Here is a 14,663-nt window from a genome sequence, read left to right as displayed (position 1 = left end):
TTGCTCTCCTACTGACTTCCGAAATATATTTTTATTATCTCATCGGTATAACTGCCGTCGGCATTATAAACTACTAGCGGCGGAAGCATCTTTAATCCTGAAGATGCACCTTTTTTTGCCATGACAAGAAATAAATTTGGGCCTTCGCTGAATTTTGGATGCACAAAGCGCATAAGTTTGGGTTCAAGCCGAAAGCTTCTCATTAAGCAAATCGCATCAACAAGTCTTACAGTCCTATAAACCATATAAAACTTTCCGCCGAAAGTTAAAAGGTTAGAAGCGGTGCTTACAACATCTCTCAGCGATGCGGCGATTTCATGTCTTGCAATGGCGATACTTTGGTTGGGACTAATTTTCCCTTCATCTACGGTCATATACGGAGGGTTTGCCGAAACCACAGTAAAGCTTTCACTGCCAAATATCTTAGGGGCTTTTTTAAGGTCTGCGCAAATGATTTTTGCTCTGTCTTCAAGACCATTCATTTTTATGCTTCTCTTTGCTCTGCTGCAGGCTGCTTCATCTATTTCTATGCCGATTATCTCTTTTGCACAAGTTTTAGCGCAAAGCAGTATGGGAATGACTCCGCTTCCTGTTCCCAAATCTATTATCCTGTCGTTTTTACCGGCCTTTATAAAATTTGCAAGCAGTACTGAATCGATGGCAAACTTATATGCCCCGTCTTGCTGGATGATTTTTAGGTTATCGCACAATAAGTCATCAATGTGCTCGCCGGGATATTTTAAGTATTCTTTCATTAACTTCACCTTACGCTAAAATGTCTTATTTCATTATATCAAAAGGCAAATGAATTAACAATTGATTAAACAATGTCAAGGCTGTTCTTGCCAAAGAGCTTGAACTGAAACGATTTGAGAGTCTATGATGATTTTAGCTGAAAAACAAAATATATTAATAAATTATAGTAAAAATAGAGGAATTTTTACATTCATGTCGAATTTTAATTAAACGATAAAATTTTAAGATATATTTTCCAAGTAGGGAGTGAATAAAATTAAAAGAAAGGATATTGGCAATAAGATAAGAGAACTGCGCAATAACAAAGGGTTGACTTTAAAAGAACTGGGTGAGAAGACGGACCTTTCAATCAGCTTCTTGTCTCAAGTTGAAAGAGGAACAAGTGCGGTGTCTATAACTGCTCTTGAAAAGATTGCAGGCGCCCTTGAAACCGATCTTGCCTATTTTTTTACTCTTCCACAGAAACATGAAAACTTAATAATGCGAAGTTATGAGCAAGAGATTTTTTCAGTTGAGGAATCCAGGGTGTATAACAGGCTTGCAAATGATGTCAACGGAAAAGTCTTAGAATCTATGTTAATAACCCTTTTCCCCAATCAAAAGGAAAATAAGGTGGCAACATATACTCATGAAGGAGAAGAATTTGCATATGTTTTAGAGGGAATCCTGACAATTTTAATTGATGATGAAGAGTATCAATTAAATCCGGGAGATTGTGTTCATATGGCATCTACTATCCCTCACGAATGGGTAAACTATACAAATAAATTGGTAAAAGTCCTGTGTGTAAGCATACCGCGGATTTTTCAACAAAAATAAAGATTTACTCTTATTGAATACTTAAAGTCTATTGTATCATAAAAATATCCTGTTTTGTGCGACGGGAGCAATAGGATCTTTTGAAAATAGAAGCGAGAAGAATATAATTATAATAAGTATCAAAATCAAGAAGGGAGAAATGTTTTATGAAGGAAAGACTTGAAAAGCTGTTTGATCTTATGAAAAAAGAAAATATAGACGGGATATTTTTGGCAAAGGATGCTAATGTCCGTTATGTCAGCGGATTTACAGGTTCAGAATCTTATGCTTTGGTATCAAAGGATGCCCGGGCGCTTATAACCGATTCAAGATACACAGAACAAGCCGAACAGGAATGCGAGGGTTTTGATGTAATAAAGTGGAAGGCTCCTCATCCTACTTTGCCAGAGGCGGCATGCGGGGTATGTGAAAAATACGGAATAAAAAAGCTGGGCTTTGAAAAAGACGTACTCACAGTGGATTTTTACGATAAGTTAAAAGAAAATTTAAAAGGCATAGAGCTAATAGGAACAGTAGGCCTTGTGGAGAAAATCCGACAGGTAAAAGATGAAAACGAGATTTCTTATATGAGAGAAGCCTCAAGGATTACGGATGAGGCTTTCAATGAAGTGCTAAATTACATAAAGCCGGGAGTTACCGAAAAGGACGTAAAAAGAGAGCTTATATATCTGGTGCAGAAAAAAGGAGCTGACGACGTAGGCTTTTCATTTATAGTAGCATCAGGGGAAAATGGCTCAAAACCCCATGCAATCCCTTCTGACAAGCCTATTGAGGCAGGGGATTTTGTGACAATGGATATTGGTTCTCTCTACAATGGCTACAGATCTGATATGACAAGGACCGTTGCGGTGAAAATGGCAGATGAAAGGCAAAGATATATTTACAATGTTGTTAAAAGATCTCAGGAAGAAGGAGTAAAAGCTGTAAGAGCCGGAGTAGAATGCAAGCTGATTGATAAAGCTGCTCGTGATGTGATAATATCTGAAGGCGTAGAAGGAATGTTCGAGTACGGCATAGGTCACGGCGTGGGCCTTGAAATCCATGAAGCCCCAGCCATGTCGCCTAACAGCACCCATATCTTAGAGGCCGGTAATGTGATTACCGTGGAGCCTGGTATATATATACCTGGATGGGGAGGTGTTAGGATTGAAGATATGGTAGCAGTAACTAAAGACGGTTGTGAAATTTTGACACGATCACCAAAAGAGCTTATTATCGTATAAATATGGTTTTGCTGACAAAATTAAATTGGGGGTATGAAAATGAGCAAAAAGTTTAAATCAATCCTTGCCCTGCTGACGGCATGCATTTTAGCATGCACAGTGCTTGCCGGCTGCGGCGGCTCCGGTACCACCGAAAAAACCGAAAATGCAGGAGACGCAACTACTGTAAAGCAAGAACTAACCTTTTCTCAGTCATCAGAGATACCCAGCCTTGACCAGCAGCTTATCAATTCAATGCCGTCAACTGAGGTTTCCAACGCAATTTTTGAAGGCCTAGTAAGGCTCCATGACGGTAAAGTCCAGCCTGGCATGGCAGAGACATGGGATATTTCCGAAGATGGAAAGACCTATACGTTTCATTTAAGGGATGCAAAATGGAGCGACGGAAAGCCGGTTACAGCAAATGATTTTGAGTACGGAATAAAAAGACTTCTTGATCCTAAGACAGGAGCAGCCTATGCTTTTGCCGGATATATGATAGTAAACGGCGAAGCCTACAATACAGGAAAAATCACAGATGCAAGCCAAGTAGGAGTCAAAGCCATAGATGAAAAAACACTGGAAATAAAGATAGCAAACCCTGCACCATATTTCTTAGGCTATTTAAGTCTTGCGTGCTTTATGCCTACCCGCCAAGACATAGTTGAAAAATACGGAAAAGATTTTGCTCTTGAAGCTGCTAACAATGTCTACAACGGTCCATTTATTTTGGAAGAATGGAAGCATGAGTCTAATGTAACACTGAAAAAGAACCCGGACTACTGGAATAAAGATGCTGTAAAATTGGAAAAAGTGACCATACTTCAGATTACCGATCCTAATACTGCCTTAAGCATGTATGAAAACGGAGAACTGGATTGGGTGTATGTGCCAAATACTCTTTGGGACAAATACAAGGATAATCCCAGCGTAAAACTTATGATGAACGGCGCTGTAGATTGGCTAAGACTTAATCTCAATGCCGAAGACAGGCCTTGGCTTGCGAATTTGGACTTTAGAAAAGCATTGAATTATGCACTGAATAGAGAAGAATATGTAAATGCCGCTACAAAAGGACTTTATCTGCCCTATTCCCGCCTTGTACTGCCCCTTGTAGCAGGAGCAAAAGGAGGCAAGTATACCGAGGAGTGTCCGATTGATGGTTATCCGCTGTCCGGAGACATGGAAAAGGCAAAAGAGCATCTTGATAAAGCAATGGCTGCACTTAACATAAAGGACCCGAAAGATATATCTCTCGAACTTAAGTTTTCCGATGCAGCAGGAGACAAACCCCTTGCTGAGGTGCTGCAAGATCAGCTGACAAGGAATCTGGGAATTACAGTAACAGTAAACCCTGTAACATACAAACAAAAGCTTGCAGACGATGTGGCAGGTCAATATGAGGCAGTTTACAACGGCTGGATGCCTGACTATGATGACCCGATGACATATCTCGAGCTTTTTGAAAGCAACAATACCCAAAACTCCACGGGATGGAAAAATCCTGAATATGACAGGTTGATTGAGGCTGCAAGGGTGGAAACCGATCCTGTAAAAAGACAGCAGTATTTCTGGGATGCTGAAAAGTTGCTTATAGAGGAATGCCCCTTTGTTCCGCTGCAGTGCAGACAGGTGGCATATCTTGAAAAAGAAAACCTTAAAGGTATATCAAGGTATTTTGTGGGTTCGGATGTAGACTTTATATATGCATATTTTGAATAACTTTGAATAAAGAGTAAACCTTTAAACCGTGGGGCATTGCACGCCTTCCTTGTGCTGCAAAATGCCCCACATCATGAATTTTAAGAAGGGAGGGGCAGATTTTTGAAAAGATATATACTTCAAAGATTGATTATATCCTTGCTTACAATATGGGTCTTGGTAACTGTGGTATTTATTCTTGTAAGACTTATGCCGGGAGACCCTTTTATAAGCGAAAAAATGACGCCTGAAATACGAAAAAACATGATGGAATATCATGGCTTTGACAAGCCTTGGTATGTCCAATACTTAAAGTATTTAAACAATCTTTTGCATGGTGACTTAGGACTTTCACTAAAATACAGCAACCGCAGTGTAAATACAATACTTGCTCAATCTTTCCCGATTTCTGCCGACCTTGGTATAAGAGCTGTGGTTCTTGCAACGGTTCTGGGACTTTTCTTAGGGGTAATGGCTGCTTTAAACAATGGCAGATTTTTTGATTACTTTTGTGTCATTATAGCGATAATAGGCGTATCTGTTCCGGACTTTGTGGCAGGTTCGGTTCTGCAGTATGTTTTCGGATTAAAATTGCACATGTTTCCCATAGCAAGATGGGAAAGTTTCAGGCATACAGTGCTTCCTGTAGTCGCCTTGTCCCTTAATACCCTTGCAGTTATAACCAGGACTATGCGTTCTAGCATGTTGGAAGTAATAAACGAGGATTATATACTTACAGCTAAGGCAAAGGGACTTTCGGACTGCGAGATAGTCACAAGGCATGAAATTAGAAATGCCATACTTCCCATTGTGACCATTTTAGGACCTATTACCGCAGGCATACTCACCGGCACCTTTGTCATTGAGCAGATATATGCGATACCGGGCATGGGAAGATTTTATGTATCCGGCATAAACGACAGGGACTATAGCATGATTTTAGGAATGACGGTTTTTTACGGTGTATTCTTGGTTGCGGCAAATTTTGTAGTTGATATAATATACGGATTTGTAGATCCCAGAATTAGAATATCCGAGAAATAAGGTGATGTAGACTATGGACAGTTCGGATATTATAACCGATGAAATGTTCACTGTTGTAGGAAAAGATATAGAAAACTATAATTTAATAACAAGACCCAGCCTTTCTTACTGGCAGGATGCATGGATAAGACTGAAGAAAAACAAGGTGGCCATGTTAGGTCTTGCTATAATAATATTTTATATAATTATGGCGATAATAGGACCTTATATGACTTCTGCCGACTACAGGATGACAAATTCAGCTATAGCGGATCAACTGCCCAGCAAAGAACATTGGTTCGGAACGGATTCTCTCGGCAGAGATCTTTGGGCTAGAGTTTGGCTTGGGGCAAGGGTGTCTCTTACTATCGGCTTTGCGGTAACACTGCTCAATCAGTTTATCGGCATCATTATAGGCGGCATATCCGGCTACTTTGGCGGCAAACTTGATATGATAATAATGAGGATAATAGATGTGCTTTACGGCATACCGTCCCTTATTGTTGCAATACTTGTCATATTGGTAAGAGGCGAGTCCGGCATAGCAAGTCTCATAATAGCCATGATAATAACCGGATGGATTGGAAGCGCGCGATTTGTAAGGGGTCAGGTGCTTCAATTAAAAAATCAGGAATTCGTCCTTGCCGCAAAGGTCCTTGGCGCAAGCAGCATGAGGATAATTTTGCGCCACCTTATACCAAATATGATGGGACTTTTAATTACGAATATTACAATGGCTATTCCGGGAGCCATATTCTCAGAAGCATTTTTAAGCTATATAGGTATCGGTATTCAACCGCCGGATACAAGCTGGGGGCAGCTTGCAAGAGAAGGTGCCCAGGTATTTATGGCATATCCATGGGAGATATTCCTACCTTCATTTTTCATCAGCACAACAATGCTGTCTCTGAATTTACTTGGCGACGGGCTTAGGAATGCCTTAGATCCCAAAATGCGCGGGACGGCAAAAGTTTAGGAGCCGCGAAATAGGGGGTAAAGATGGACAAACTACTTGATGTAAAAAATCTTGAAGTAAATTTTAAAACTTACGGCGGCACTATAAATGCTGTAAGAGGCATGTCCTTTGACATAGACACAGGAGAATGTCTTGCGATTGTAGGAGAGTCGGGATGCGGAAAAAGTGTTACTGCAAAAGCCATAATGGGTCTTATTCCTTGCCCTCCAGGCGAAATATCAGGCGGCAGTATTCTATTTGACGGCACTGACCTTTTAAAGCTTGATAGAAAAAGTATGATGAAAATAAGGGGCGCAAAAATCGGAATGATATTCCAGGACCCCATGACATATCTTAATCCAACGATGACAGTTGGAAAACAAATTGAAGAGGTGCTGAAAAAGCATACAAATTACACTAAAAAGCAAATGACTGAAAGAATTATAGAGATATTAAATTTTGTAGGCATAGCAAATCCAAAAAGGAGAATGCGCCAATATCCCTTTGAGCTTTCAGGAGGCATGAGGCAGCGGGTTATGATTGCAATAGCAACTGTGTGCACCCCAAAGCTCTTGATTGCAGATGAGCCCACTACAGCTTTAGATGTTACTATACAGGCTCAAATCCTGGAACTTATAAAATCACTGCAAAAAAGCATGAATACCTCAGTGATGCTAATTACCCATGACTTGGGAGTTGTGGCAAACATGGCAGATAGAGTGATGGTGGTTTATGCCGGGAAGATAGTAGAGTCAGGGGTGGTAGACGATGTATTCTATAAGCCGCAACATCCTTATACTTGGGGGCTTTTAAGCTCAATACCCACTTTAGAGCTTAAAAATAAAGAAAAGCTGCCTTCAATTGAAGGCACGCCGCCGGATTTATTTTCACCGCCGACAGGGTGCGCCTTTGCAGCCAGGTGTGCCTTTGCTATGAAAATTTGTAAAGAGATGTATCCTGAAACGGTGGATTTAGGAGAAGGTCACCACTGTGCCTGCTGGCTGCTGCATGAGAAAGCCAAAAATGTGCGGCAGTCTTTTAACCTGTGAGGTGAACAAGTTGCATGAAAATAACGATTACCTGCTTGAAGTAAAAAATCTAAAAAAGTATTTCAAGGTTGGCGCAAACCAAATATTAAAAGCGGTAGATGATGTAAGTTTTTCCATAAAAGAAGGAGAGACATTAGGGCTTGTTGGCGAATCCGGCTGCGGAAAATCTACTACCGGAAAAACTATTGCAAGACTATATGCTCCAACAGGGGGCAAGGTTATATTTGAAGGGAAAAATGCCCACAAATTAAACGGACAGGAAGCAAGAGAGTTTTCCAAAAAGGTTCAGATGATATTTCAAGACCCTTATGCATCTCTTGATCCTAGAATGACAGTAAAAGACATAATCGGCGAAGGCATTGATATACACAACTTATATAAGGGCAAAGAAAAACTTCAAAGAATATATGAATTACTAAATCTTGTAGGTTTAAACAAAGAACATGCAGACAGATATCCTCATGAATTTTCAGGGGGACAAAGACAGCGTATAGGAATTGCCAGGGCACTGGCAGTGGAACCTACCTTTATAGTATGTGATGAGCCTATCTCGGCTCTTGATGCCTCGGTTCAGGCACAAATAGTAAATCTGCTTATATCACTACAGCACAAACTTCGGCTCACCTACCTTTTTATAGCCCATAACTTAATTATGGTAAAACATTTATCAGACAGGGTGGCAGTTATGTATCTTGGCAATATTGTGGAACTTGCAGACAGCAGCGAGCTTTATGATAATCCCCTGCATCCGTATACTAAAGCTCTAATTTCTGCAATACCTATTGCTGACCCAAAACTTGAAAGAAGCCGACAGAGGATTCTAGTAGAAGGTGATGTTTCAAATCCTATAAATCCGCCTCCGGGATGTTTGTTTAAATCAAGATGCAAGTTTGCAAAACCTGTATGCGAGCAGGAAAAGCCGCCACTTAAAGAGATAAGTCCTAACCACTTTATATCCTGCTATCTGTATTAGAAGGAAGGCAAGACTGATTTTAATGTAGAAAGTTGTTTTGGCGAATGTGACGAACCTTTATATAAAGCAATACTTGTTGTTTTAATTCAATCTTCAGTGCACAAGAGTGTTCAGGCATTTGCTGTCAGTTACCTTCTTGCAGGGTTAAGAAGGATTTTGCGCCAAAGTCAAGACCAAAAAGTCTTTCGCTCCGGGTAAAGCATAGTTGGTATAGCTTTCGGATTTACAGTTAGTAAAACGATATATAAGGTTTAATTTTAAAGGATCAGAGTATATGCACCTTAGAAAACTTTTATTCTATAAGAAATTTAAAAGAAGGTGTGAATTATGAGTGATAGTTCATTAGGAAGGCCGGCACTGGAAAAGGAAATCCAAAAAAGAAGATCTGCAGTAAAGCCGATAAACGAGAGGATAGCAAAGCTTCGAGAAGAAAGCGTAAACAGCAAGGTAAAAATATCCCCTGAACGGGTAAAAATCATAACTGATTTTTATAAAAGCGGTGCCGCAAAAGGCAAATCGATTCCGCATCAAAGGGCGATGGCTTTTAAATACTTGATGGAGCGGGCAAGTTTACCGGTGGAAGAAGGGCAGCTCATTGTAGGCATAAGAGGGACAGGCCCTCAGGAAGTGCCCACATATCCTGAGATATGCACCCACAGTATAGAAGATCTTAAAATACTTAGCAGCCGGGAAAACATGCCTTATTTGGTAGATGATGAGACTTTCAAGCTGTACGAAGAAGAAATAATACCAGAATGGCAAGGCAATACAATGCGAGACTTAATATTCGGCAGTGTTTCAGATGAATGGATAAAAGCCTATGAAGCCGGGATATGGACGGAATTTATGGAGCAGAGAGCTCCGGGACACACTGCCGGCGGCGAGAGGATATTTAAGACAGGCCTCCTTGATATAAGGGAAGAGATAAAGAAGAAAATTGAAGAAGCAAAACCCAGCGATCCATACTATTATGACAAGATAGAAGAGCTGAAGGCTATGGACATAGCTGCTGAGGCAATGCTTATTTATGCGCGGCGTTATAAAGAAAAACTGGAAAAGATGGTTGAGGAGGAGCAAAATCCTGAAAGAAAAAAGGAACTTTTAGAAATGGCAAGAATCTGCAGCCGCGTTCCAGCCCATGCCCCTGAAACCTTTTGGGAGGCACTGCAGCATTACTGGTTTATTCATGTAGGCATAGTATATGAAACAAATCCGTGGGATTCTTACAATCCGGGCAGATTCGATCAGCACCTTTTCCCCTTCTATAAAAAAGATGTTGAAGAAGGAAGACTTACAAGAGAAAGAGCCAAAGAGCTTTTAGAGGCATTTTGGATAAAAGTCAATAATCAACCTGCAGTGCCGAAGGTAGGAGTTACTGCGGAGGAAAGCTTCACATACAATGATTTTACAAAAATAAATATCGGCGGCTTAAAAGAAGATGGGTCTGACGGTGTAAATGATGTGTCATATCTGGTTTTAGAGGTCCTTAATGAAGTTAGAACACTGCAGCCTAATACCGCTGTTCTTGTAAGCGACAAAAACCCCAGGCATTTTCTCTTGAAGGCCCTCGAAGTTGTAGGACCCGGTTTTGGCGAGCCGCCGTTTTTCAATTTCGACGGTGCCATTGTGAAGATGCTAAGACAAGGCAAGAAATTGGAAGATGCCAGAACGGCAGGAGTCAGCGGATGTGTAGAAACAGGATCTTTTGGAAAAGAGTCCTATATCCTGACAGGCTATTTTAATCTTCCTAAGATTTTAGAAATAACATTAAATAATGGAATAGATCCAAAGACCGGCCGAATGCTGGGAATCCAGACCGGCGATCCTTCATCGTTTAAAAGCTACGAAGAACTTTGGAATGCGTTTTTGGAGCAGGTAAAGCATTTTATGGAAATAAAAATGGCAGGCAACGATATTATAGAGGCGCTTTTTGCAAAGTATATGCCGGTGCCTTTTCTATCCCTTTGGACAGAGGACTGCGTAAAGCGCGGGAAAGATTACAACGCAGGGGGTACCCGCTACAATACTCAGTACCTTCAGATAGTAGGTCTTGGAACTCTTGCTTACAGCTTGACATCCCTTAAGTTCCATGTATTTGATAAAAAGACCATCTCTATGAGCGACATGCTTGATGCTTTAAAGCAAGACTTTGAGGGAAAATACGAGATAATGAGACAAATCATCTTAAATAAGACGCCGGTATACGGAGAAGATGAGGATTACAGCGATGTGATAGCAAAAGAGATAGTGGATACTGTAGTTGATATAGTAGAGTCCTATCCCCCTTCCCCTGTTAGGAAAGCCTCAAAGAGAGTTTATTTCCTGCCAACAACTGCCCATGTCTACTTCGGAAAAGTTACAGGCGCCACACCTGACGGCAGAAAAGCAGGTTTTCCTGTTTCAGAAGGGATTTCACCGGTCCAGGGCACAGACAAAAAAGGCGTTGCGGCAGTTTTTAGGTCTATTACAAAGTGCGACTGGGATAAGACCGGTGGAGCACTTCTTAACCAGAAGCTTACGCCGGATCTTTTAGAGGGTCGGGAAAATTTAAAGAATATCGCAAGCCTTATTAAAACCTTTTTCAACATGGGAGGACACCATGTTCAGTTTAATGTGGTAAGTTCAGAGCTTTTGCGAACAGCCCAAGAGCACCCGAAAGACTTTCAGGATCTGATGGTAAGAGTTGCAGGCTACAGCGACTATTTTGTAAATCTGCCCAAGGGACTGCAGGAGGAAATAATTGCAAGGACAGAACATAAAAATCTTTGATAAATTAAAAGATAGCAAGGTTAAAACGGCGGAGGGAATTTTATGGCAAATAGCGGGTTTATTTTTGACATAAAAAGATTCGAGGTTCACGACGGACCAGGTATAAGGACAACGGTGTTTTTTAAAGGATGCCCGCTTAGGTGCTGGTGGTGCCACAATCCGGAAGGCATGTATTTTTCGGAGTCAGTTATGTATTTTGAATATAAATGCATAGGATGCAGGACATGCGTGAATGTATGCCCCCTTGATGCGATTTCCTTTGATTTCGGCAAGCACCATATTGACCGCTTAAAGTGCAGCAGCTGCGGCATATGCTGTGAAAGCTGTCCCTCAGGCGCATTGACTTGTATCGGCAGAGTGGTTACCGTAGATGAACTGATGACGGAAATACAAAAAGATGTACTTCTTTATGACAACTCAGAAGGCGGGGTTACTTTTTCGGGAGGAGAGCCACTTGTGCAGTATGAGTTTTTGACAGATATATTAAAAGAATGCAGGAAACTGGATATTCATACTGCGTTAGATACCTCAGGATATGCACCGGAAGATGTTTTTGCGCGCGCCGCAGAAAACGTGGATATTTTTCTTTATGATTTAAAATTGGCAGACAATCCTAGCCATATTATTTATACCGGAGTTTCCAATGAGCCAATTAAGAAAAATCTCAAGATGCTGGCGGATTCAGGAAGAGGCGGCGATATAATCCTGCGTTTTCCGGTGATTCCCGGCATAACCGATACGCAAGAAAATGTAGAAGGTCTTGCGGAATTTATTTCGACTTTAGATGGCATAAAGGAAATCGATCTTCTGCCTTTTCATGACATAACCGAAAAATATACAAGGCTTGGGATGAAATACAACATGTCTGTCCAAACTGCACCTTCTGAAGAAAAGTTAGAGTATATAAAGAAAAGGTTTGAACAGTTAGGACTTTATGTTAAGCTCTAACGTAAAATTTATACAATAAATTCAAAGGAAAGAGGGTAATGTTTTGTTTTTACAATTTGAAAATCAAAAGTTGATTGATTTTAGCCTTCAAGAAAACAGAAAAGCTATGCAAGAGGCGCTAAATCAAGTCAACGCACAGATGGGCAGGCATTATCCGGCTATAATAGGGGGCAAAAAGCGGGATGCATCGGAAAGGATTGTTTCAATTAACCCCTCGAATATTGACGAAGTTATAGGAACGTGTGCAAAAGCGGACAGCAAAATGGCACAAGAGGCGATAGATGCTGCTTCCGGCGCCTTTGAGAGCTGGAAGCGTGTGCCGCCTGAGGAAAGGGCGAATTACCTTTTTAAAGCTGCAGAAGTCATGAAAGAAAGAAGATTTGAGTTTTCTGCATGGATAGTCATGGAAGCCGGGAAAACATGGAAAGAAGCAGATGCAGATACGGCAGAAGCCATTGATTTTTTGGAGTTTTACGGAAAACAAATGCTTTATTATGCAAAAGGGATGCCGGTAAGCAAAGTTCCGGGCGAAGAAAATGAATGTTTTTACATACCAATAGGCGTAGGCGCCGTTATTTCCCCCTGGAACTTTCCCCTTGCAATTTTAACAGGCACGACAGTTTGCGGGGTTGTGGCAGGCAACACCGTAGTCGTAAAACCCGCAAGCAATACCCCGGTAATTGCAGCAAAGTTTGCAGAAATTTGGCAGGAGATAGGTTTACCTGATGGCGTTATAAATTTTTTGCCGGGGCCGGGAGATTCAGTAGGAGATTATCTGACGTCAAGTCCCGAGACAGGCTTTATAAATTTCACCGGTTCAAAGGATGTAGGACTTAGAATAAATAAATTGGCGGCAGAAATAGTGCCGGGACAAAAACGGATAAAAAGAGTTGTTGCCGAGCTCGGCGGCAAGAACGCCATTATAGTAGACAAATCTGCCAATCTGGATGCTGCGGCAGAGGGTATTGTAACATCAGCCTTCGGATATCAAGGGCAGAAGTGCTCGGCATGCTCCAGAGCGATAATTCATAAAGATGTATATGATGAAATGGTAGAGCGTATTGTGGCAAAAGCCGAAAAGCTAAAAGTTGGACCTGCAAAAGATTATGAGTCAGACATGGGTCCTGTAATAGATGAAAAGGCGCTAAATAAGATTTGCCGCTATATTGAAATCGGAAAAAGCGAGGGAAAACTTATTCTCGGAGGAAAAGCCTTAGAAGGCGGCGGGTATTTTATTGAACCTACAATATTTGAAGGCGTTAAAAGTGATGCGGTCATTGCAAAAGAAGAGATATTCGGACCTGTGCTTGCGATAATGAAAGCCGAAGATTTTGATGATGCGTTAAATATTGCAAATGATACGGACTACGGTTTGAGCGGCTCTGTATATGCTGCCGATAGGGAAAAATTAAACAAGGCACGCGAGGATTTTAACGTGGGCAACCTTTATTTTAACCGCAAATGCACGGGAGCCTTAGTAGGAGGTCATCCTTTCGGAGGCTTTAACATGTCAGGCACCGATTCGAAAGCAGGAGGAGCAGACTACTTGCTGCATTTCATGCAGGCAAAAGCCGTTTCGGAAAAGATAATGTAGAGCAGCAGGATTTAAAAAAATTAACAAAAAGCCTTTCATTTAGCATTGATTTTATAATAACAATCTGTTGTCCCAAAAATTTTTTGTAAATAATATATGTTCATGTTAGAATATACACTGTAATAATAGCTGGAAGGAAGGCAGAAATGAAGAAAGAACCCTATGAAGAAAATACTTTTTACAGCAGGATAAAAAAATTCAGAAAAGAAAAGAAGATGACGATAAAGGAACTTGCTGAAAAGGCAAACATTACATCATCTATGTTAAGCCAAATAGAAAGAGGGCTTGCAAATCCTTCTATAAATACGATGAAGCTTATTGCAAATGCTTTAGATGTGCCGCTTTTTAAGTTTTTCATGGAAGAAGAAGACGATATTAGAAGCCAGGTGGTTACTCCGGAAAACAGAAGGCGTGTATATCTGCCGGACTCTAATGGCGTAATTTATGAGCTTTTAACTCCTGATTTGGCGGGAACCATTGAATTTTGCCAGTTAACCCTAGAACCTTATATGTCTACCTCGGATACCCCTATGGGGCACGAAGGAGAAGAAGTGGCTATTGTAATATCAGGAACGGCAGAACTTGTCTTGGACGATTCTAAGATAATCATGGAGGCAGGGGATAGTATAAGAATCCCACCTCATACTAATCACAAATGGTATAATCCATCAGAGAAGCCATTAGTGCTTATTTTTGCAATAACACCCCCCAGCTTTTGAGAGCACAAGAGCAAGAGCAAGAGCAAAATCAAGAGCTGAAGAGCACGGAGATTAAGAGCACAGAGACCAGCTAACTAAAGTCAAGTCATTTTTTAAAAATAAATTCTAAGAAAAATAGGTATAACAAAGAAGCCTTTAAAAATAACAAACATTTT

12 protein-coding genes are annotated in these 14,663 nt (G+C 40.8%); 11 read left to right on the top strand and 1 reads right to left on the bottom strand.

The window, feature by feature from the left end; translation table 11 throughout:
- Positions 1-8 precede the first annotated feature (8 nt).
- Positions 9-755 carry a tRNA1(Val) (adenine(37)-N6)-methyltransferase gene (locus BUE08_RS10470; protein ID WP_059032037.1) on the bottom strand — a complete coding sequence of 249 codons (747 nt, stop codon included), beginning with the start codon at positions 753-755 and terminating at the stop codon, positions 9-11.
- A gap of 247 nt (positions 756-1,002) precedes the next feature.
- Here BUE08_RS10470 and BUE08_RS10465 point away from each other — a divergent pair, with 247 nt between their 5' ends.
- The 11 genes from BUE08_RS10465 to BUE08_RS10415 all read left to right on the top strand — a co-directional run bounded on the left by BUE08_RS10465 (position 1,003) and on the right by BUE08_RS10415 (position 14,508).
- On the top strand, positions 1,003-1,575 hold the full coding sequence (locus BUE08_RS10465; protein WP_059032034.1) for a helix-turn-helix domain-containing protein: 573 nt from the start codon (positions 1,003-1,005) through the stop codon (positions 1,573-1,575).
- Between the two features lie 146 nt (positions 1,576-1,721).
- Positions 1,722-2,798 carry a M24 family metallopeptidase gene (locus tag BUE08_RS10460; RefSeq protein WP_286680905.1) on the top strand — a complete coding sequence of 359 codons (1,077 nt, stop codon included), beginning with the start codon at positions 1,722-1,724 and terminating at the stop codon, positions 2,796-2,798.
- Positions 2,799-2,837: 39 nt separating this feature from the next.
- On the top strand, positions 2,838-4,499 hold the full coding sequence (locus BUE08_RS10455) for a peptide ABC transporter substrate-binding protein (RefSeq protein ID WP_286680904.1): 1,662 nt from the start codon (positions 2,838-2,840) through the stop codon (positions 4,497-4,499).
- Between the two features lie 102 nt (positions 4,500-4,601).
- Positions 4,602-5,522: an ABC transporter permease gene (locus BUE08_RS10450; RefSeq protein ID WP_059032028.1), complete on the top strand. Its 921-nt coding sequence runs from the start codon at positions 4,602-4,604 to the stop codon at positions 5,520-5,522.
- A 13-nt stretch (positions 5,523-5,535) separates the two neighbouring features.
- A complete protein-coding gene (locus BUE08_RS10445; RefSeq protein ID WP_013777179.1) occupies positions 5,536-6,477 on the top strand; it encodes an ABC transporter permease in 942 nt (313 codons plus the stop codon).
- A gap of 23 nt (positions 6,478-6,500) precedes the next feature.
- Positions 6,501-7,505 carry an ABC transporter ATP-binding protein gene (locus tag BUE08_RS10440; RefSeq protein WP_059032026.1) on the top strand — a complete coding sequence of 335 codons (1,005 nt, stop codon included), beginning with the start codon at positions 6,501-6,503 and terminating at the stop codon, positions 7,503-7,505.
- Complete coding sequence (locus BUE08_RS10435; RefSeq protein ID WP_059032323.1) at positions 7,480-8,478, top strand: ABC transporter ATP-binding protein; 999 nt, start codon at positions 7,480-7,482, stop codon at positions 8,476-8,478. Before BUE08_RS10440 ends, BUE08_RS10435 begins: the two co-directional genes overlap by 26 nt.
- A gap of 327 nt (positions 8,479-8,805) precedes the next feature.
- Entirely contained in the window at positions 8,806-11,247 is a 2,442-nt protein-coding gene (gene hypD, locus BUE08_RS10430; RefSeq protein ID WP_286680903.1) for a trans-4-hydroxy-L-proline dehydratase, read from the top strand.
- Positions 11,248-11,289: 42 nt separating this feature from the next.
- Entirely contained in the window at positions 11,290-12,195 is a 906-nt protein-coding gene (locus tag BUE08_RS10425; protein ID WP_286680902.1) for a glycyl-radical enzyme activating protein, read from the top strand.
- Positions 12,196-12,238: 43 nt separating this feature from the next.
- Positions 12,239-13,789: an L-glutamate gamma-semialdehyde dehydrogenase gene (gene pruA / locus BUE08_RS10420; protein WP_213950516.1), complete on the top strand. Its 1,551-nt coding sequence runs from the start codon at positions 12,239-12,241 to the stop codon at positions 13,787-13,789.
- Positions 13,790-13,935: 146 nt separating this feature from the next.
- A complete protein-coding gene (locus tag BUE08_RS10415; protein WP_059032019.1) occupies positions 13,936-14,508 on the top strand; it encodes a helix-turn-helix domain-containing protein in 573 nt (190 codons plus the stop codon).
- Positions 14,509-14,663 lie beyond the last annotated feature (155 nt).

Origin of the sequence: Tepidanaerobacter sp. EBM-49 (genome assembly GCF_001896645.1) — a bacterium.
In the GTDB taxonomy this organism is placed as follows: domain Bacteria; phylum Bacillota; class Thermosediminibacteria; order Thermosediminibacterales; family Tepidanaerobacteraceae; genus Tepidanaerobacter; species Tepidanaerobacter syntrophicus.
Note: the sequence above shows the minus strand (reverse complement) of the source record. Positions and strands in the feature narration are given on the sequence as shown.

What these genes read in the sequence shown, in the direction of transcription:
- BUE08_RS10460 (WP_286680905.1), top strand. Translation starts at nt 1,722, where the DNA reads ATGAAGGAAAGACTTGAAAAGCTGTTTGATCTTATGAAAAAAGAAAAT.
- BUE08_RS10425 (WP_286680902.1), top strand. Translation starts at nt 11,290, where the DNA reads ATGGCAAATAGCGGGTTTATTTTTGACATAAAAAGATTCGAGGTTCAC.
- BUE08_RS10445 (WP_013777179.1), top strand. Translation starts at nt 5,536, where the DNA reads ATGGACAGTTCGGATATTATAACCGATGAAATGTTCACTGTTGTAGGA.
- BUE08_RS10470 (WP_059032037.1), bottom strand. Translation starts at nt 755, where the DNA reads ATGAAAGAATACTTAAAATATCCCGGCGAGCACATTGATGACTTATTG.
- BUE08_RS10440 (WP_059032026.1), top strand. Translation starts at nt 6,501, where the DNA reads ATGGACAAACTACTTGATGTAAAAAATCTTGAAGTAAATTTTAAAACT.
- hypD (WP_286680903.1), top strand. Translation starts at nt 8,806, where the DNA reads ATGAGTGATAGTTCATTAGGAAGGCCGGCACTGGAAAAGGAAATCCAA.
- BUE08_RS10415 (WP_059032019.1), top strand. Translation starts at nt 13,936, where the DNA reads ATGAAGAAAGAACCCTATGAAGAAAATACTTTTTACAGCAGGATAAAA.
- BUE08_RS10455 (WP_286680904.1), top strand. Translation starts at nt 2,838, where the DNA reads ATGAGCAAAAAGTTTAAATCAATCCTTGCCCTGCTGACGGCATGCATT.
- BUE08_RS10435 (WP_059032323.1), top strand. Translation starts at nt 7,480, where the DNA reads ATGTGCGGCAGTCTTTTAACCTGTGAGGTGAACAAGTTGCATGAAAAT.